The sequence below is a fragment of the Aulosira sp. FACHB-615 genome, from assembly GCF_014698045.1.
GTDB lineage: Bacteria > Cyanobacteriota > Cyanobacteriia > Cyanobacteriales > Nostocaceae > Nostoc_B.
In genome coordinates this window covers 361,378-381,154 of record NZ_JACJSE010000007.1, presented here as the reverse complement: position 1 = coordinate 381,154, position 19,777 = coordinate 361,378, and the positions used below count along the sequence as shown (strand labels likewise).

Annotated in this window: 15 protein-coding genes and 1 pseudogene; 6 read left to right on the top strand and 10 right to left on the bottom strand. The window is 40.5% G+C overall.

The window, feature by feature from the left end; all coding sequences use genetic code 11:
* The first annotated feature begins 39 nt into the window (after positions 1–39).
* Entirely contained in the window at positions 40–1,611 is a 1,572-nt protein-coding gene (locus H6G77_RS15015; protein WP_190871952.1) for a metallophosphoesterase, read from the top strand.
* A gap of 13 nt (positions 1,612–1,624) precedes the next feature.
* Here the strand turns inward: H6G77_RS15015 and H6G77_RS15010 are convergent, their stop codons facing one another.
* From H6G77_RS15010 to H6G77_RS15000, 3 genes are read right to left on the bottom strand one after another with little or no spacing between them, the layout of a single operon-like run.
* Positions 1,625–2,248 carry a Uma2 family endonuclease gene (locus H6G77_RS15010; protein ID WP_190871951.1) on the bottom strand — a complete coding sequence of 208 codons (624 nt, stop codon included), beginning with the start codon at positions 2,246–2,248 and terminating at the stop codon, positions 1,625–1,627.
* A gap of 10 nt (positions 2,249–2,258) precedes the next feature.
* Entirely contained in the window at positions 2,259–2,483 is a 225-nt protein-coding gene (locus H6G77_RS15005) for a hypothetical protein (protein WP_190871970.1), read from the bottom strand.
* A complete protein-coding gene (locus tag H6G77_RS15000; protein ID WP_242049220.1) occupies positions 2,480–2,668 on the bottom strand; it encodes a hypothetical protein in 189 nt (62 codons plus the stop codon). Before H6G77_RS15000 ends, H6G77_RS15005 begins: the two co-directional genes overlap by 4 nt.
* Before the next feature lie 422 nt (positions 2,669–3,090).
* On the opposite strand from H6G77_RS15000, the gene acsF reads away from it, so the two are divergent.
* A complete protein-coding gene (acsF, locus tag H6G77_RS14995) occupies positions 3,091–4,167 on the top strand; it encodes a magnesium-protoporphyrin IX monomethyl ester (oxidative) cyclase (RefSeq protein WP_190871950.1) in 1,077 nt (358 codons plus the stop codon).
* Positions 4,168–4,434: 267 nt separating this feature from the next.
* Here acsF and H6G77_RS14990 read toward each other — a convergent pair whose 3' ends face one another.
* On the bottom strand, positions 4,435–6,819 hold the full coding sequence (locus H6G77_RS14990; RefSeq protein ID WP_190871949.1) for a tetratricopeptide repeat protein: 2,385 nt from the start codon (positions 6,817–6,819) through the stop codon (positions 4,435–4,437).
* Between the two features lie 106 nt (positions 6,820–6,925).
* A pseudogene (locus H6G77_RS14985) lies at positions 6,926–7,809 on the bottom strand (DUF2887 domain-containing protein).
* Between the two features lie 535 nt (positions 7,810–8,344).
* On the opposite strand from H6G77_RS14985, the gene H6G77_RS14980 reads away from it, so the two are divergent.
* Both H6G77_RS14980 and H6G77_RS14975 read left to right on the top strand, forming a co-directional pair.
* On the top strand, positions 8,345–9,994 hold the full coding sequence (locus tag H6G77_RS14980; RefSeq protein WP_190871948.1) for a mechanosensitive ion channel family protein: 1,650 nt from the start codon (positions 8,345–8,347) through the stop codon (positions 9,992–9,994).
* A 245-nt stretch (positions 9,995–10,239) separates the two neighbouring features.
* Positions 10,240–10,503, top strand: coding sequence for a hypothetical protein (locus H6G77_RS14975; protein WP_190593711.1), 264 nt, complete (start codon positions 10,240–10,242; stop codon positions 10,501–10,503).
* Between the two features lie 167 nt (positions 10,504–10,670).
* Here the strand turns inward: H6G77_RS14975 and H6G77_RS14970 are convergent, their stop codons facing one another.
* Positions 10,671–11,417, bottom strand: coding sequence for an SDR family oxidoreductase (locus H6G77_RS14970; RefSeq protein ID WP_190871947.1), 747 nt, complete (start codon positions 11,415–11,417; stop codon positions 10,671–10,673).
* Positions 11,418–11,502: 85 nt separating this feature from the next.
* Here H6G77_RS14970 and H6G77_RS14965 point away from each other — a divergent pair, with 85 nt between their 5' ends.
* A complete protein-coding gene (locus tag H6G77_RS14965; protein WP_190871946.1) occupies positions 11,503–12,420 on the top strand; it encodes a LysR family transcriptional regulator in 918 nt (305 codons plus the stop codon).
* Here the strand turns inward: H6G77_RS14965 and H6G77_RS14960 are convergent.
* Positions 12,417–14,942: a choice-of-anchor Q domain-containing protein gene (locus H6G77_RS14960; protein ID WP_190871945.1), complete on the bottom strand. Its 2,526-nt coding sequence runs from the start codon at positions 14,940–14,942 to the stop codon at positions 12,417–12,419. The genes H6G77_RS14965 and H6G77_RS14960 overlap by 4 nt on opposite strands.
* A 586-nt stretch (positions 14,943–15,528) precedes the next feature.
* Here H6G77_RS14960 and H6G77_RS14955 point away from each other — a divergent pair.
* Positions 15,529–15,900, top strand: coding sequence for a hypothetical protein (locus H6G77_RS14955; protein ID WP_190669759.1), 372 nt, complete (start codon positions 15,529–15,531; stop codon positions 15,898–15,900).
* A gap of 52 nt (positions 15,901–15,952) precedes the next feature.
* On the opposite strand, the gene H6G77_RS14950 is transcribed toward H6G77_RS14955, so the two are convergent.
* From H6G77_RS14950 to H6G77_RS14940, 3 genes are all read right to left on the bottom strand, one after another.
* Positions 15,953–16,522 carry an HdeD family acid-resistance protein gene (locus H6G77_RS14950; protein WP_190871969.1) on the bottom strand — a complete coding sequence of 190 codons (570 nt, stop codon included), beginning with the start codon at positions 16,520–16,522 and terminating at the stop codon, positions 15,953–15,955.
* Between the two features lie 109 nt (positions 16,523–16,631).
* The gene (locus H6G77_RS14945; RefSeq protein ID WP_190871944.1) at positions 16,632–17,819 is read right to left on the bottom strand and encodes a glycosyltransferase family 4 protein; all 1,188 of its coding nucleotides are present in this window, start codon (positions 17,817–17,819) and stop codon (positions 16,632–16,634) included.
* A 29-nt stretch (positions 17,820–17,848) separates the two neighbouring features.
* Complete coding sequence (locus H6G77_RS14940) at positions 17,849–19,018, bottom strand: glycosyltransferase family 4 protein (RefSeq protein ID WP_190871943.1); 1,170 nt, start codon at positions 19,016–19,018, stop codon at positions 17,849–17,851.
* Between the last annotated feature and the right edge of the window lie 759 nt (positions 19,019–19,777).

Genomic DNA, 19,777 nt, shown 5'->3' with positions numbered 1-19,777 from the left:
AATCGCTACAATTGGGATGCGGTAGGAAAGTATGAAAGTATGAGATTGATTTCTGAGCCAGCAATTCCGGTAAAAATCCAAAAAATGAAGGAAAGGGTAAGGTGGCGACATAGCAGTATAATCCAGCGCGGCATCGATCAGACTAGTATGGTAATTGACGATGGCAAAGATGATACTCCCGACTTTTCATTTTTGGTGATTGGGGATAGTGGGACAAAATCTCATTACGGACACCACCCGCAGCGAGAAGTGGCAGAATTAATGCTGGCTCATCAAGATGATTGCCGTTTTGTGCTGCATACTGGTGACGTGATTTATGTGGTGGGTTCCCATGAATATTACCCAGCCAACTTTATTGAACCTTATCGTGAGTTTTTAGTGGGTGGCGAGAACCCCAAGAATATTGCTTACGATCGCATGATTTTTAACCTACCGTTTTTACCAGTTCTCGGCAACCATGATTATTATGATGTACCTTTTGTGTATCGCTGGTTAACAGGTAGCACACTCAGACTAAGGCGAATGCTGCGCTACAAAGATTTTGAAATTGGTTGGCATGGTTCTAATCAAGGAGATGCCTATGCACGCGCTTTTCTGGATTATTTAGCGAGTTTTGCCACTCCAGAAGAATTAAATCACCATTTAGACCAGTATTATACAGGCAAAACCGACACTGGTCGTTGTTTGCGTTACATACCAGGAGAGTTTACCCGTGTACCTAATCGTTATTACAGTTTTCGGTATGGTGGTATAGATTTTTTCGCCCTGGATTCTAATACTTTTAATATGCCATCGCCCTTACCGACAACTCAAGCGGGTGAAATTTATCGTCAGGAGTTGCAAAAACGCCGCCAGGAAATCGATAGAGAAGAAGAACAAATTTTGGCAATGAGCGATCGCCTAAATCCTGATAACCCAGCCGATGCGGAACAACTCGATGACCTCAGTGCCAAATTAGACCAAATTAACGAAGTCAAAATTGACATCGAAAAACAACTATCATCTCAGCAGTCAGCAACAATTGATTTTGAACAACTAGAATGGTTGCGTGACAGACTCATTGAATCTTGGCATACCTCAGAAGTTCGTGGTAGGATTCTCTTTTTTCACCATCCTCCCTACGTCACCGAAGCCACCAAATGGAGTCAAGCCCAAACTTTGGCGGTGCGTCACCGTCTGCGTTGGGTATTAGAACAAGTCAAAGAAAATCTGGGTTCCTTAGTACAAAACCGTCCCATAGTGGATTTAATATTTAACGGTCACGCCCACTGTTTAGAATATCTCCGCACAACCGATACCGGATATGCCGATTCTCATATTCCTTGTATTATCTCCGGTGGTAGTGGTCGCCGTCCCCGCCGCCAGCGCGTTGAAGGAACAGAATTGCTAGAGACTTTTAGCGGACTTCCTGGTAGTCCCACTCGCAAAGTCGCCGAGTCACTGCTTTATGTTGGTCGCTCTGGTTATGGTTCGCAAACACGCTTACCTTATTCTTGCGTGCGAGTTGATGTTAAAGATGGTTTTCCACCTAAATTTATTGTTCGACCTTTAGTTGCAGAACGGGTGGAACAAAAATGGTATCAGCATGAAATGGAACCATTGCTGTTGTAAATGCTGATTAAAATCAGCGACTCATAGCAAAAATCTGTTCAGCCGTTAGCGGAATGTGCGGAAACAATAACGAATCAATTTGTTGCTGTCCTCGAAATATCTTTGGGGGTAAATACTCTCCATCTTCTAATTGATATATTGTGATCGTCGGTTGCTTAGGCGAACCAATAAACCGAATCCCACCAAAAGCAGCATCGTCTATAATTATGTACTCCAAAACACCCAAGTCTTCATATTCAGCCAGTTTTGTGAGATAGTCGTCCTTCCAATTGTTGCTAACAACTTCAATGATTCCTGGTGGTGGAATATATGCAGCCGCAGAACTAGAAATAGTTTTCATCCGTTGCCATTCTTCCTTTGCAAAAATGACAATATCAGCTTTGCGGCTTTTTTCTTTTTCTCCTGATGCTGTCTTCAGCCGCACCTGTTTAGATTGTCGAGATACATAGGGGAGGTTATTTTCTTGGCAATGATTTTCTAAATAGGCGCATAGTTGTTGAATCAAATCTTCATGATTAGCATTTGGTTCAGATAACGGCACAGGAATTCCATCCCATAGCTCAAATTCTCTGCCTGAACCATCATCCCAGGCAAGAAACTCTGTAAAAGTCAGTGGTTGTGTGATGGCGACGTACATCGTTCTCGCTCTATTGCTGACGGGTGCTTGAGTCAATGCTACCAAGATATACAGCTTTGTCGAGATTACCAGAAGGAATTGACATGATGAGTGCGATCGCTAATACTTCTGGATCTTTAACTCCTGCTAATCCAGCAGCAAAAGCTGTTTGAAAGTCAATTGTCGGTTCTCTTCGTAAAACCCCTGTGACGATTGCTTGGTTCAAATCAGCATCGGCTTGGTAGCGAATAATCACGGCTCTACCTGCTGTCTTACTACTTTAGCCGCTATGAGTTTGTTATACAAATCAGGATCACTGGCTTGAAGAGGTTGAGGCATAAAATCAAATGCTGCTTCTTCTGCTGCTAAGTAAGCATCGATTTCAGCGCGATTCGCTAGATAAAACGCGATCGCTCCATAAACTTGTTCAAGTGTTAGCAACGGAAAAGACTGAACAATACTTTCAGGTGATGAGAAACACTATAACTGGCTTTGGAATGTACCACGAAGCCGACCAATGCACTTTCGACGGATTGAGAATCTGCGATGTCTTCGACGGGCTACGCCTACCCAATGGTGGACGGCGCATTTGTAGTTATTGGCGAACTGGGTCGTGCATCAGCCTGAATTTTTCATTGTCTTGCCTCAGACCTGGGTAAAAGGTTGAAGTATTGTTGCAACTCTTAACGTTTCACATACCAGTTTCTCTCTACACCTTGGTAGACTGAATTTTATACAAATTAATTATTGTCCTTTGCTGCGCCCAAGGAAAGTATTACCATTGACTTTCAGGTTAAGCAATCTAAACTGCGAAACCCGAAGGGCGTAATCAAGATAATAAAGACACTCGTGGCAATCAAGACATGGTAGATTCCCTCAAAAAACCAGGCTTTGAAGAAATACGGCCAGGGATTAAAGTCCCGGCAAAAGAAACCTTATTAACACCACGGTTTTATACTACCGATTTTGATGAGATGGCGCGGATGGACATCTCTGTAAACGAAGATGAGTTAATCGCCATCTTAGAAGAGTTCCGCGCTGACTATAACCGCCATCACTTCGTTCGGGATGCCGAGTTTGAACAATCCTGGGATCACATCGACGGGGAAACTCGCCAGTTGTTCATTGAATTTCTAGAGCGTTCTTGTACAGCAGAGTTTTCTGGCTTCTTGTTGTACAAAGAATTAGGCCGTCGCTTAAAAGATAAAAGCCCCGTCCTAGCAGAGTGTTTCAACCTGATGTCACGGGATGAAGCACGTCACGCTGGCTTTTTGAACAAAGCGATGTCAGACTTTAATTTGTCTCTTGACTTAGGGTTTTTGACAAAGAGCCGCAATTATACCTTCTTTAAACCAAAATTCATTTTCTACGCCACTTACCTTTCCGAAAAAATCGGTTATTGGCGTTATATCACCATTTACCGCCATCTAGAATCGCATCCCGAAGACAGAATTTATCCAATTTTCCGGTTCTTTGAAAACTGGTGTCAAGACGAAAACCGTCATGGTGACTTCTTTGATGCCATTATGAGAGCGCAGCCACAAATGCTGAACGACTGGAAAGCAAAACTGTGGAGTCGGTTTTTCTTGTTGTCTGTATTTGTGACAATGTATCTCAATGATTTACAGCGCAAAGACTTTTACGCTTCCATTGGTTTAGATGCACGGGAATATGATATCTACGTCATCAAGAAAACCAATGAAACCGCAGGTAGAGTCTTCCCGGTAATGTTGGATGTGGAAAATCCAGAGTTTTACGATCGCCTAGATTTATGTGTTCAGAATAACCAAAAACTGAGCGCGATCGCTAACTCCAAAACACCTAAATTCTTACAATTCTTCCAGAAGTTGCCATTATACGTCTCCAATGGTTGGCAGTTCTTGAAGTTGTACTTCATGAAGCCAATTGATGCCGCTTCGGCTCATGGTATGGCACGCTAAATTTACTGGATAATTTTATGAGCATGGTATTAGTTAATTAATACCATGCTTTTTTATATTTCATGTTTAGGGTATTCCAAACAATAAATTATCCAAACTTCTAGAGCAATCCTAAATCATTTGTGAAATCTCTTTCTTTGTGTCCTACCCTGCGGGAAGCCGCTATCGCGTCTATGCGCCCTTTGCGGTTCGTTAAAAAGAATACTTTTTTACAACTCAGATAGGATTGCTATATCTCCCTTGTCCTCCTTGTCTTCCTTGTCATCTTTATCTATTCTCAACAGACCAACCTTTATATATCTTCTCAACTTGCTTTGGCGCTTGGATTTCTGTAAATAACTGAATTGCTTGCTGAAAATACATTTGGCTGATATCAGTCTTGGCGAGTTGTTGATAAGTTAAACCTAATTGAAAATAAGCTTCTGCTAAGTCACATTTTGCGCCTATTTGCTCTAGGAGTTCGATAGCTGCTGTATGATTTACAAGGGCTAATTGATAATCTGTTTGTTGGCGATTAATTTCTGCCAAGCTGTTTAATGTTTTTGCTTTAACTTGCATATAATGACCTGCTTCTGCAAAGGTCAACGCTTGCTGAAAAATGTTGTGAGCTTTTGATAAATTACCTAAATTGAGATATGTTTGTCCTAAAATTTGGATGAAATAAGCAAATCTTCCCGTCTTGAGTAATTTTTCATTGGCAATATTTTCATAAGCTGCATTTGCTAATTCATCAGCTACATCACAAAATCCTAAATAGGAATTAACTAATGCTAAACATACAGAGGCTTTTTCTGCCCAGCGATGATGTGCAGTATTTTGTGCTAGATAAATTACTTGTTGAAATAACTTGAGGGCGGATTCTAGTTCCCATAAGTCTATTTTGTAAAGACCAATGCTTAACAGTGAATCGACTTCTAACATTCGCAGATAATAGACTTGATGTTGATTGTCTAACTGCGGTACAAGTGATTTTAGTGCTTGTGTGGCTAAATTGATAGTTTTTTCTTGACAGGCGATCGCTTGATTAATTTTACCATTTATCCAATACAAATCACCCAAAATATTGTATAATTCAATAATATTTTTCTCTGATTCAATATTGTTAATTACTTGATTAATTGCCGCCAAAATAGGCTGAATTAATCCCATCCGATATAACGTACTACCCAAAGGTAAAAACTGTTGCCATTGATTATTGCGACTTTTGAGAATAATTTTACCAGCTAACTCAAATTCATGAATTTCGATGTAATGATAGTATGCCTCTAAAGCTTGTAAAGCATCTTTAAAAGTAGCGATTTGTGTAACATTAGCTGTCCAAAATTCGGCGGCTTTGTGATTTGTAATTTCCCACTCATCACTAGTGCGTAACCGGGCGATCGCTTCGGCGCGAATTACCGGGTGTAACCAATATTCGCCTTGATTGCACTCTATTAACGAGCGATTTCTCAGGGAAGCAATAATTTGACGATGTTCAGTCGGAGGAACATCCCAAAGTAAACAAAACAGCCCTGGAGATGGAATCGTGGGGATATCTTGGTAGCGATAACAACCCAAACGGCACAGCAAACGATAAGCTTGAGCATCAAGGGCTTGTAGACGATTAATTTGACTAACGGCTAAATTTTTTAAATCGGTGGCGGCTAAAGGATCATCATGATTTGCTTGCCAATATAAACTCATATCACCACCAAAATCCTCCTGCATTGCACCGCACAGAATACCCATTGCTTTGGCATTACCGCCGTAAGTATGATGTATTTGTTGCAAAGTAGAAAGATTAATCGTTAACCCACGGTTGCTAAAAAACTTTAGCCAAGTGCTTTGATCTAAACCAGGAAGCCGATAATGATGTACATTCAACCCTGGTTCACACAAGCGATCGCGGCTAGTAATCAAGGTAACAGACTGCACCCGCACATCAGCCAAAACCCGCAACAGTTCTACATAGCTGTGGTGAGGCGCAATTAACTTTCCCTGCTGATCTAATGCGGGTTCTAAATTATCAATTAAAATTCCAATGCGCCGATTATGCAGTTGGCGCTTCAATCGTCCTAATGTTACGCCAAACTCTATCCCTGGTTCTTCGCCAAAGTCTTGTTTTAACCATTCCTCTACCACTCGTTCCGCAGCAGTGATATTTTGGCTTTCCTTCGCCATTAATAATTCTAAAACCAAGTCAAAACCCAGGGTTTGTAGATATTGCTGGGCGAGAGTCGTTTTGCCTAAACCTCCCTCACCTTGGATGACAATTATTTTCGCGCCTTGGTTTACCAGAGTATTCAAATGAGCGATCGCATCTTGTCGCCCAATAAAATTAGTATCTTCTAATCTGGGGACAGTTTGTGGCGGTGATAATGACTCATTAATCAACCCTGATATTGCAGAAGTTTTTCTCAGAACTCGTTCCAAAGTAGCGCGACAATTACTTTTAGTAATCTTCTGTCGCAACACCTGAGACAGTAACTTCCATAACTGTGAGCCAACATCCTTAACATGTCCTTCTGTACAGCCGTAAGCATGGGCAATATCTAAATATTTTCTACCCAACCAAACCTGCTGAAGAATAACTTTCTGCAATTCGCTCAACCGTTCCCCAGTTTGAGCAGGAATAATGGTCTCTAACCATGCTAATGCTGCTTCAGCGTTCATTATGTAACGATGAGGGTAGTTAGATTCTAGAACTATAGATTACTCTACAATTCCCCTACCCCATTTTTCCGATAAGATTCGATGAATCCGACTTTTCTCATTTAATCTATCGCTTTTCTAACCAAGCCTGTAAATCAGCCAAACTGGTAAAATCTAGCAATGCTTCGCTCAAATCTTCCAGAACAGGCAAAGGCAAACCAGCAATTTTAGAGCGCATTTCTTCCGATAATTCGCCAAACCGCTTATTTAGGAGCCGAAGGACTAGATTAACTGTTGCTTCTTCACGCCCTTCTTCTTTAATTTCTCGGTAAACTCTCGTTTCTTTGAGTGTAATTCCCAGCATTGACTCAACCTCTGTTCTAGTTAACTGTTCAAACTTGTACACCATAATTGTGAGAATCATCTCTATTATGGCGCGACTCCCTGGCTCTGTAACTTCTTGGCGAGTTCTAGTTAAGAGATATCTCGCTTCTTCTGGTGCTTGATTTTCCTCTAGAGTTGTCAACACCATCAACGCTACCCATATCGGTAAAGAGCGAATATTGCCTAATTCATCCAGATACACCCGATGCACTTGTCCACCATTGAGGAAGGAACGATGTGGATGAATATCACTTTGTTCAGTATTGCGTGATGGATAAATGATGACTGCTTGCCAATCGCAGAATCTAGCACGGTTACGGTAAAAATAAAGTGCAGATTCAGCAAATACTCTTTCGTAAAGCTGTTCATCTGTTTGGAATTGAACTTCACAGAAGTACACAACTCCTGCACCTTGATTTTCTGGCGGGAGAAAGCGAAAAGTTTGTGGGGAAGGTTTCCTTCCACAAAACTTTTCAAGACAACACCATCAATTTCAAATTTGGGTTCTTTGACGGCTACTGAATCAAATCGGTACGCTTCTGCATTGCTGGGTGGTGTTGCTAATAATTGAAATAACAGTGTAGGAGATTGTTGAAATAGTTTGTAAAATATTGAATCTCGACGCATACAGTAGTATTAGCCCTTTAAGTTCAATATTTTAAACTAAAGCTCTGATTTTTAAAGAATGAATATTGCTCAAGAACAGTTTTGCTTGGGCATTAACTACAGCTGCTTTATCTACCTATAGGACTCATATTTGATTTATGAAAAAAATCAGTACACCCAGATCAGCAGTCTTTCCTACTCCCTACTCCCTACTCCCCATTCCCTACTCCCTGCTTACACAACTAGATTCAGGAATTAAACCGTATTCCTATTAGTTGAGATGTAGTGAGTGAAACCAAACCAAATAATACCGGGCTATTTGAATTGTGGTTTAATTTATTTTTTGTGAGAGTATAATCACAGATTCTGCTGAGTTATCCTTAAAAGTTGATGAATCTATTTGTCATCTATCTAAAGAGTTAAACATCAGTAAATTTCATAATTTGCAATCTTTAACCAGAAAACTTAACTTTAGATAGGTACAATTACTAAAGTCAATTTTGGAGTATGGCTAAGTAAGTAATCAAAAATAGATTTTCTTCAAGGAGGTGTTGGAGTGCGTTGGCATTTTTTGGCATTTTTTGGTTCAATCACGGTTTCTGCTATTGCTGTAACACCAGTAAACGCGCAAATTCCCTTGTTACCACTATTGCAAACTCCCAGCAGCTTGAGTAATGACTCTGAGAATAGAAATGTTTCTGGCTGGATTTATTTAGATGGTCGTCGTTTATTTCAAATCAGCGCCACTAAAACTAATTTGCCAGAGCGTTTACAGAATATTCAGCGAAACTTGAATCAAATTAGCCAGAATTACTTTCAATCCTCAGCAACGAAAATCAAGGTAGAGGTGCGGAAAGTTAACGAAATACCCGTCATTCAGGTGAATGGTGAATATTTGATGACTGTCACCTCTGAGGATGCAGAACTCAGACAAGAAGATCAGCTGATCTCGGCGAATCAAATTGCTGATGCTTTACAAGAAGACTTACAACGGGCAAAACAAGAACGACAAACTCAATATCTACTCAATCAAGGTAAAATTGCTGCTGGCATTGGCCTGGTGATGGTGGTCACAAGTTGGGGTGTATATTATTGGCAGCGTCGCTCTCGCAAAGAAACAGCGCAGCCAGTTCCATCAATTTCTTCGACAGCGCAACCAATTACAACGCAACTGAATCAACAGCAGCATCGTCATTTTCAAGAAGTAAAGAAGCGTTTGTTTCAGTTAACGCAAGCTGGAATTTGGGGAGGGGGTAATTTTCTGATTTTGGGGCTATTTCCCTACACTCGACCGTTGCAAGTAGCCATACTCTCGGCGGCGCAAATTCCCTTAAAACTTGCTGTTGTGGCCTTGGGGACTTATGTCGCTACCCGTTTCAGCTATGCTTTAATCGATCGCTTCACAACGACACTCATCAGTAGTGGGGTTTTATTAACCTCCGATACTTCTGAACGTCTGCGTTTAAGAGTCTCTACCTTTTCAGGCGTGACTAAAAGTATTGTCACTATTATCTGGGTAGGAGTTGGGATTTTATTCGCCCTTGTTTCTCTGGGGGTAGATATTGTTCCTCTACTTGCAGGTGCAGGTTTAGTTGGTGTGGCTGTATCTTTGGCTTCCCAAAACCTAATTAAAGATGCCATTAACGGCTTCTTGATTATCCTGGAAGACCAGTATGCCTTGGGCGATGTGATTAATGTGGGCAATGTGGGTGGCTTAGTGGAAAATCTCAACTTGCGGATGACACAACTACGCGATTCAGAAGGACGCTTAATTACAATTCCCAATAGTGAGATTAAAATTGTCGCCAACCTCTCTAGCCGTTGGTCACGGGCCGATTTAACTGTTCCCATTGCCTATGAAGCTGATGTTGACCATGCTTTGGACTTGATTAAAAAAGTCGCTTTAGAGATGGATCAAGATTTGCAATGGAAACATCAAATTATTGAAACTCCGCAAGTTTTGGGTATTGATCATTTTGGCGATCGCGGTTTAATTATTCGTGTGTGGATTAAAACCCAACCTCTTAAACAATGGGATGTCGCCCGCGAATATCGTCGCCGCCTGAAAGTTACCCTTGACCAAGCCGGAATTAATATCCCAGTACCACAACAAGCTATCTGGGTGAATGATGCACAGCTATTGAATGCACAGATGAATGGTAAGGGTGATGAGTCAATGGTCAATATAGCAGGGAACAGGGAATAGGGAACAGAGTAGAGTGGGCAAAACCTGGATTTCTCACAAGAGAGAAATCCACAGGTGTGGGAAGATGGTGAAGAAATCTTTCCCCCACACTCCCCACACTCCCCACACTCCCCACACTCGCTACCCATACGTGAGAAATTCGGGAAAATTGCCCACCCTATTGGCAAGTGAAACAACCTCTGGGCAATGCAGTACATTTGTACTATAATAGATATAGCGTCCAGAAATCCTAGTGCAATGCAACTATGATCAAGCATTACATTCTCAACCTGAATCCAACTGCCAAGCACGAATGGGATCGCTGTATTTTACGTGACCCACTGACTGCAAAACGTCCAGACTTTTCCCGCTTAATTGCCGAAGCGGTTGGTGCTGATACAGGAAGTTATTTAATCAGCATAAATATTGAAATACAGGTATTAGAACAAGCAGCAGTACCGCAAGCTGAACAACTTTCACTTTCTTTTCCAGAGGTAGCTGTTCAATCGCCGATGAGAGAAGCGGCGTAAACCTGGATTTCTCACAAGAGAGAAATCCAGGGGTGTGGGAGGGGTGGGAAGTGTGGGAGGATGGTGAAAAAATCTTTCCCCCCACACTCCCCACACTCCCCACACTCCCCTCTCTCTCCACACCCGCTACCCATACGTGAGAAATTCGGGTAGAGAAGGGGAGAAACTTACCACTGTAATTGAATTGGCCCGCCAAACTTCCGCATCTCTGCAAAAAATTGCCCTTGCGCTCCTCCATCTGGTAGGGTTGCTAAATAAACTGCTGTTTCTGCGCCTTCTTCTGCGGTGAATGGCGCATTTTCACCTCCCATATCAGTTTTCATCCAACCAGGAGAATAGGCATTGACGAGAATATTCTCATTTTGGAGTTCCCTAGCCAAAAGTATAGTTAGCCCATTGATCCCGACTTTGGAAAGTCTATAGGAAGGTGCGAGGGGGTAGTAGTCACTGCCCATTGTATACAAAGAAGCCATTTCGGTAGAAACGTTAACAATGCGACCGTAGTTGTTGAGTTTCATCAAGGGAATTAAAGCTTGAGAAATTCTCAGTACTGCTAGAACATTAGTGTTAAATGTAGCTTGCATTGTTTCTAGCCGAACAGTCAATAAGCTGGATTCTTCCGGCGTGGCGGTAGGATTAATACCAGCGTTATTTACCAGAATATCTAACTTGCCGTAGGTTTGCTGTAGCCACTGAGTAAATTCTGCAACACTATTGTCACTATTTACATCGAGTACATGATAGTTGATATCTAGCCCTTCACTAGATAACTGCTGCTTGGCTGCTAGACCATCTGTTTGATTACGGCTGGTTAAAACAACATGAATACCGATTTGAGCCAATTTTCGGGAGATAGCATATCCTAAGCCACGATTGCTACCTGTAACTACGGCAATCTTGGTTTGAGTTGTCATGTTGATAACTTTTAAATAACTGTTAGTTTTACTTTACTGAGATGTTATAAATTAATCAAATTGATTGAAATAATGTGTTTCATCGATGGGATTAATAGATTTATCTGCCGTTGATCTCAACTTGCTGGTTGCTTTTGAGGCACTTTTTGAAGAGAAAAGTGTGACAGCCGCAGCTACAAGGCTGTATTTGGGGCAACCAGCTATGAGTGCGGCTTTAGCCAGATTACGCACGCTATTTCAAGATGATCTATTTATCCGAATTGGCAGAGAAATGCAGCCCACAGCCAAAGCAGTGGCAATTGCACCTGGTATCAAAGCAGCTTTACAACAAATTCGGCAAACATTAGCCGCCAGCCAAACGTTTGATGCCACAAATTCTCAAACAACTTTTACAATTGGCAGTTCAGATTACACCAGCCATGTTGTGATGCCCAAACTTTTGCAGGTTTGTCATCAAATTGCACCAAAGATTAATTTTCGCTTGATTGGTTTTGCCAAAGACTCGGTAGGAGAACTATTAGAAAATCGAGAGATTGATTTAGCCTTGGGTGTGTTTCAAAATCCACCCAGGCAAACAATACAGATGCCATTATTTGCAGAACACTTTGTTGGCATTTGTCGCCGAGGGCATCCTGTGATTACTCAAAATGCGATCGCACCAGACAGTTTTGCGAATCTGCTTCATGCTCTGTTTACCATCCGACAAGATGAAGTTGGTGAAATTGACAAAGTTTTGGCTCAGTCCAATCTCCAACGTCGCATTGTTTTGACAACTCCCCATTTACTAGTACTACCAGCAATTATTTCATCTAGTGACTTAGTGGCTGCTGTACCATCACGGTTAGTAACATCCTTGGCAGATCAAGGTGCAGTAGAAATTTTTGAACTGCCTATACAAACACAACCGTGGATGATTTCAATGTTGTGGAGCCGACTAACAGATCAAGATCAGGCAAATTCTTGGTTAAGACAGATGCTCAAGAGTATTTGCGAGGAAATTTAAAACACAAAATTCCTAGAGTCGTTCACAGCATTAGCTGATACATTGCGTAACCTCACCAACTCCAAAGCCACACGTTGACCAGCAGTACCATCTAAGTCAATTAAAACTAAGGTGTCTGTCCCTGCTGTTTGGAACTGCAAGTAACCGCCAGCAATGGCTGTAGCAAAGTTCAAGTTGCTCAAATCTAAACTCCGCCAAAGTGCTTGTAAGACAATTTTATCTGTACCAACGGCAAAGTCTGTAATTGTATCGCCGCTATCGGCAAGGCTGGTATAAACAAAGCTATCTGCGCCAGCACCACCTGTTAGCACATCTGCGCCTCTCAAGCCAGCAATCAAATCATTGACAGTAGTACCTCGGAGATTATTAGGATAAGCCGTGCCATTAATTACAGATGCTTCATAAGCTCCGATGTCTACTCGACCATTCAAAATACGTCGATAACCACTACCTCGTTGATCAAAAGGTATGCCTTCGGTAGTATTGCTATCTCTGTCTAAGTCTGCAATGTCGGCAGGGATATCGGCGTTATTCCCAGCGTTAATGGCGGGACTACCATAAACTAAAGCGTGGGTTTTGACTGGGCCGCCATTGTCACGCAGAATGGTATCGATAACTTGAGAAATGCTGACTTGTAGTTGTTCGCTGGGGTTAAAGCCTGTACTGCCATTAAGGTTGCCAATCAGGTTATAGCCGTTGCTGATAAAGTTACCGACGACATCGGGGTTAACTGCACCAGGAATGCCATCATTATTGCCTGCTATGATGCTGTTTTTGATGGTGGCTGTACCTGTTTCTGAGTTATAGATACCAGCACCGCTAGATACAGTGTTTTCTTCATCATAGTAAGACTTGTTGAAGGCGATCGTGCTATTGCTAACTGCTAAAGTGCCAGAGTTGTAAATTCCGCCGCCTTCGTTGTATGACCGATTGCCACTAATAGTACTGTTAACGAAAGTTAGAGTGCCAGAGTTGTTAATGCCTCCGCCAATGCCTGCGGTGTTGTTGTTAATGGTGGTGTTAATTACAAATGCAGTACTGTTGTTGAGAATACCACCTCCTAAACCTGCTGAGTTATTGCTGATAGTAGAACTAATGATGCTAATGTTGCCATCATTAACAATCGTGCCGTTTGCGGCTCCCTCTGCATTGGAATTACCTGTGATAGTGCTTCTAATAACTGTCAGATTGCCAGATGCAGAGTTATAGATACCGTTGCTGTTAATATCTCCTGTTACTTCTAAGCCTCCTATGTTGCTGCTGATGGTGCTGTTGCTTACCGTTGCATTGCCACTGTTTCTGAGACCTGCACTACCGGAGTTTGAAGAGTTATTACTGATAGTGCTGTTATTTACTGTCACTGTGCCACGGGTAATAAGACCGGCTGTACTAAATTCAGAGTCTGAAGTGTTGCCATTGATAGTACTTCTGTCTATTTTGATAGTGCCATTGGCAATAAGTCCGCTAGAATTTCGGCCGCCATTGTAATTAATCGAGCTATTAGTTACTGTCAGGGTTCCTGAGTGCAGTACTCCACTCGACCCAAGTGACTGATTATTATCTATGTGGCTGTTACTGATGATTAGTGTGCCTGAGCTATCAATACCAGATGAAGCACCACCACTATCAATTGCTCTATTACTGCTCACACTACTATTTCTGATAGTGAGGCTGCCATTACTGACAATGCCACTAAATGCGTTATAGAATTGGTTGCTTGATTCATTATTATTAACACTGCTATAACTCAAGGTTACAGTTCCAGTGCTGTAAAGGCCAGTACCATCACCTGTGCCTCTGTTGTTGTTGATAGTGCTGTTGTTAGCTGTTAAAGTGCCAGTGTTATATATACCTGCACCATTGCCTAAGTTATCGGGAAAGTAGGAGTCATTGTAGTAACCAGCAGAGTTATCATTAATGGCACTGTTGTTAAGAGTGACGACACCCGCGTTATAGATACCGCCTCCATCGCCTGCATAGAATATATCCTCAATATCCTCAGCATCAACTTGGCCTGCGTAGTTAGCTGTAACAGTGCTGTTGTTGAGCCTTAAAATTCCAGAGTTCGAGTTATAAATGCCACCACCATTATTACCGGAACTGTCTTGACCACCAGAAAAGTTATTGCTAACGGCGACGTTTCTTAATGTCAGATTACCAGCGTTGTAAACGCCGCCACCGCCTCTTGTATCTGTGGCATAGCCATTAGCAATTGTTAATCCTTCAATGTCAACAGTGATGCCGTTAGCAATTTCAAATACACGAGATATGTTGTTATCTTGAGCAAAATTGTAGTTACCGCTAACTGTCAGTAAGTTTGAACCTCTACCATCAATACTTAAGTCATCGGTGATGAACAAACTACTACCACCAAGGCTGATAGTATCGGCGATGTTGTCTGTGAAGAGTCCGCCTGTAAATCTGATTAAGTCTTTGCCGGCTGAGGCGTTGGCATTTAAAACTGCTTGCTGTAATGAACCAAGACCACTGCTTTTAGTGTTGGTGACGTTAAAGGTAGCCATTGTTTATCTCACTCCTATTGGTTTTGGTTGTGTTAGCAATATGAGCTTTCGCTAAACACACAAAATGACGGCGCTGTTAGTAACAGTGCTTTTTTGGGTATTTGGTTTGGGAGTTGATAAGCACTGGATTTTGAGAATAATTCCGAAAATTTACTTAACCCAATAAATTTAGGTGATGATTAAGATTTTACTAATACTCTTTTGAAAGAATATTAAGTAAGATTACGTAATTGGTTTTTGGTCTATGTTGTCATTGAGGGATAAGAGGGGGACAAGGTAGGCAAGGGAGACAATGTGGACAAGGGAGATGGAATGCCTTGAGGGAAAATTTTAGCTAAGTTCTGTATAAATCTCGTCTAAAAATGCGGGATTTTGTGGCGCTTTCAGTACATTTTTACTATAATAGATATATCAAGTACAGGTTATAGTCTTCTACGCCAAAAAGCATCTTTTTGATTTCAAGATGTGACTATTTTTTCACTACTCCAGAAGAAGTTTGAAAGCAAAGAAATAGAAGTATTTAGACATACTTCTGATATCTCTTTTGCTATGTGATGAATTGAGATTTTCAGAGGAAGATTATTTGATGATGCAAATGAATCATTATCCATCTGCGATCGCTCAGGCTGCTCAACGTGTAAATGAACTAGACTCACAGTTGATGGCCGTACAGCAGCAAATTAACCGCTTTGAAGGAAATGCAGATCGCGCGGCGGCTTTTGATGTGGATTTGAAAAATGATGCTCAACGCAAGGCGCGGCGGTTTGAGGTATTACTGTTGAATCACGAATATCAAAAGGCTGTGGATACTCAAATTCAACTGACTATGGAAAAAGCTAATGCGATCGCGCATTTAGAATATCTGCGTAATCAGTTTAGTGTAGCGAAGTTAGAAGCAAGATTAGCGATCGCTCAACAACTTACTGATTATGAATCACGGGAATTAGTCGGTTTGTAGTTTATATGTAGAGACTTTGCAGTGCAAAGTCTCTACTCAAAGCAAGTAAAATCTAAGCAGCTTGATTAGATTCAGGTAAGCTAGAACGCGCATTTAAAGACAGCATAACGCGAGAAATACCTGTAACCACAATGCTAGAGCCTAATAATGTGCCTAGTAGCCAAGGTGCGTTGCTGGGAAACTGAAACCAAATTAGTGCGCCTAAAAATAGGGTAATAATGCCATTACCTAATACCCATGTCCAGTTTTGTTGGGGACGTAAGCGGAATGCCAAAATTAACTCGAATGTACCTTCTGTCAGTAAGAAGCTACCGAGTAACAGGGTGAGTGTAAGAATACCAGTTCGAGGATAAATTAATAGCATCACACCTGTAGCAATATAAAGTCCGCTTAAGAGAATTTTCAATAGAAAACCTCCTTCGCGGCGGGTATGAGTAGCATAAACAAGCTTGGCAAATCCCGCACTCATCAGGATTAGCGCCACCCAAGTCTCAGCAAATATGGTTGTAACTACAGGTAAAGCGATCGCTACAATCCCTAAAATAATCAAAAGAGCGCCAATGACAATTGAAGTATTAACTTGCTTGTTAATATTGCTGGACTGGTTGATATTAGTAGTAATATCGTTTGTCATACAAAATTTTTCCTTAATCTTGAGCGAACTCTAAGATTAGGTTAAAAATTTTTTCTCAGGCTAGACAGAGCCTTAAGGTAGACACATTGGTAGTAAATTAATCTTCATTACCCTGAAAATCTACCACCTTGGTATCATTCACATCTATTTTCCTGGAAATCAATAATTGGGCAATTTGCTGATTAATAGTGGCGATATCAAAACGCTGACTGGCAGTCTTTCTGGCATAATCAGCGATCGCTGTAGTGATTTCTATTTCTTGAACACAGGTGTTAATTACGTTGGCTAGTTCTTGGGAATCGCCGGGTGTGGTTAAAAAACCATTGACACCATGTTCGACTAATTCAATCGCACCGCCGGCTTTGGCTGCGACGACAGGTGTACCGCATAACATCGCCTCAACAATTACTCTACCAAAGGGTTCTGGTGCAGTGGAAGTATGCGCCACTAAGTTACAAGCTGACATTAACTGCGGAATGTCAGCGCGAAATCCTAAAAATTTGACGCGATTTTCTAAACCTAGTTTGGCAACTTGGCGATGTAATTCTTGGACATAATCTTGTTCGCCAAATAAAGCATCACCAACTAAAATTGCTGTGACTTGTGGCGGACATTGTGCTAATGCTTCCAGTAAAATATGTTGTCCTTTCCAGGGTGCGAGACGGCTGAAATGTCCAACAACAAATTTACCTTCTAAGTTTAAATCTTGTCGGATTTTTTGAATTTCAACTTCAGGAATTTGATATTTTTTACTATCAAATCCGTTATAAACAATTGCTGTGATTTCCGGCTTACCGCCAGCTTGGACAAATGCTGTTTGACTAGCTTGTGAATTAGCGATAACTAATGATGCAAATTTATTAGCTAAGGTGACAGCAACTCGTAAGTTAATTGGGCTAAAGTGTTCTAAGGAAAGGATATCGTGTAAATGATAAACTAGAGGACGATTTGCTAAAACACTTGCCAGTGCGCCAATAACTAGTGCTTTTTGGGTATTGGCATAAATTACATCATATTTTTTTGCTAAGTTTACAACTTTAATTAATAAAGGTGCTAGTTGTTTAATGCTGGCTATTGCTTGCAATAAGTTACTTTGTTTTTGGACTTGAATTGGTTTGGTTGTTAATACTTCAACGGGGATTTGATGTTGCTGGAGTAAGGTTTTAAAATCACCATCAGCGAACAAGCTAACCATACCGCGATCGCGGTATGGTTTAGCAATATCAATTAAACAAAGTTCTGCACCACCAGGTTTACCACTTTGGTCTAAAAATAGAATTTTCATAAGATATTAAATACTTTAAAATTTAGATTTTAAGCTAAGATAACATCACGAACTTTTTGTGCGATTAAAGACCAGTCATAATTAGTTACGGCATAATCACGGCAAGCCTGACGCGAAGGAATTGAAATTTTCCCTAAGAGGATATTCTCTAATTTGTCAGCTATGTCATAAACTTCAGTTGAACTGGTAATCAAATCTGGTGAAAATTGCGTTAAAATTTCTGGCATTCCCCCCACCGGTGTACAGACAACAGGTGTACCGCAAGCTAAAGATTCAACTAATGCTAAACCAAAACCTTCAAAAGATTGACTAGGCATAACTGTTAAATCAGCAGCTTGATAGGCTATGGGTAATTGCTCATCTGGGATAAAACCTAAAAATTTAACTGTATTTTCTAAGCCTAATTCTTTTGCTTGCTGTTGTAGTGCATCTTGCATATAACCACGACCAGCAATTGCTAACCAAACATCAGGAATTTTAGGTTTAATTATAGCTACAGCTTGCAAGAGTTTATCAATACCCATACGATAAACTAAGCGGCGAGATGTAAATAATATCGGACGATTATCTGGCCAGCCTAATTCCTGTTTTGCTGCCTGTTGCGATAAATTTGGCTGAAAGCGATGAATATTTACACCACCAGGAATAATGTGAATTTTTTCCCAAGGAACTTGATATTGTTGATGTAAAATATTACCAAATGCTTTACTCAGAACAATAAAGCGATCGCAGCGATGATAAGTACTTTTTTCAATTAACAACCGCTTGATAATAATACTCAATTTATTAGTAGTTACTTCTTGCTCACTTTCTGATGCCCAAGGGCCATGAAAGTTAAAGGTAATGGGTATATCTTGCGGTAAAATATCCATAATCGGAAAGCTATATAATGCAAAATGTAAATTAATTGCATCTGGCTTGCCGATTCTACTATTTTTAAAGTTATTGCGAATATGCCAAAGTCTTTGCCAAATTGGCAGATTAGGAGAAGCTAAGTTAGTTAATTTGATTGGTGAATTTAAATCAATTTCTGGTAAACCAACTCCACATAATTCTATTTGGTCTTGACGGTTGGCTAATTGATGAGTTAATTCATAAATATATCTTTCTAATCCTCCTGGTGTTTTAGGGAACCAACCCAACCCCAGTGTCAGTATAGATGCAGACTTAGTATTAAAATTTTCGTTTTTACATCCCACTTTTTACTCTCCTATGATTGTTTGAGTGTATGTTTAATTACCATCACTCTCAAGTTATTTCTTTTTAATTTTGCAGTAGATTAATCAGACTAATATTTATATCCTGTAATTTTTACTAAAATCAGCATTCTTTGGGTCTGACTGGATGCAGATTTTGATTTTAGATATCTAACTACTAAAATTTCAAAAGCCAATCATCAAAGACAAGTGTTTTTGCAGAGGACAATAATTTATAAACGATTTAGATTCTAGTGTCAAGCAGAAATTTTGTGATTTAAATTACATGATTTCTGGTGTTCAACAGTCTTAAAGTAATCAAAGATATTTATGTTGGGTAAAATTATTGATTCAATGTATTCAGTTTTACTTTTTTAGCTATTGTTTAGTAAGTTTAGCTACAAATATAAAGATTCTTCTAGGAATTTCTCTTGACTAGTTGAAAAATATGTGTGGTTTTCATGAATTTTAGGTAAATATCAATTTTCAAATACCCAGTGTTTGTTATCTATGTAATATGTCCTGGGAAAATTAGGCTGAAATATTAGTCTTAATTTTTGAAAGTTTCCACAGGCAGACTAATATCAGGTGAAAAATCCATAACATCCTACCATCGATAGTAATAAACCAGGGTTTTTGAGCATTATCTATTGCTACTTAGTTGTGTTGATTGTATCAGTTAGCACAAAAGTATCTGCACGCCATTTTTTGATAGCTAATTTGTCGCCATACCTATTTGACTGGCGAACTTTTTGATATCTG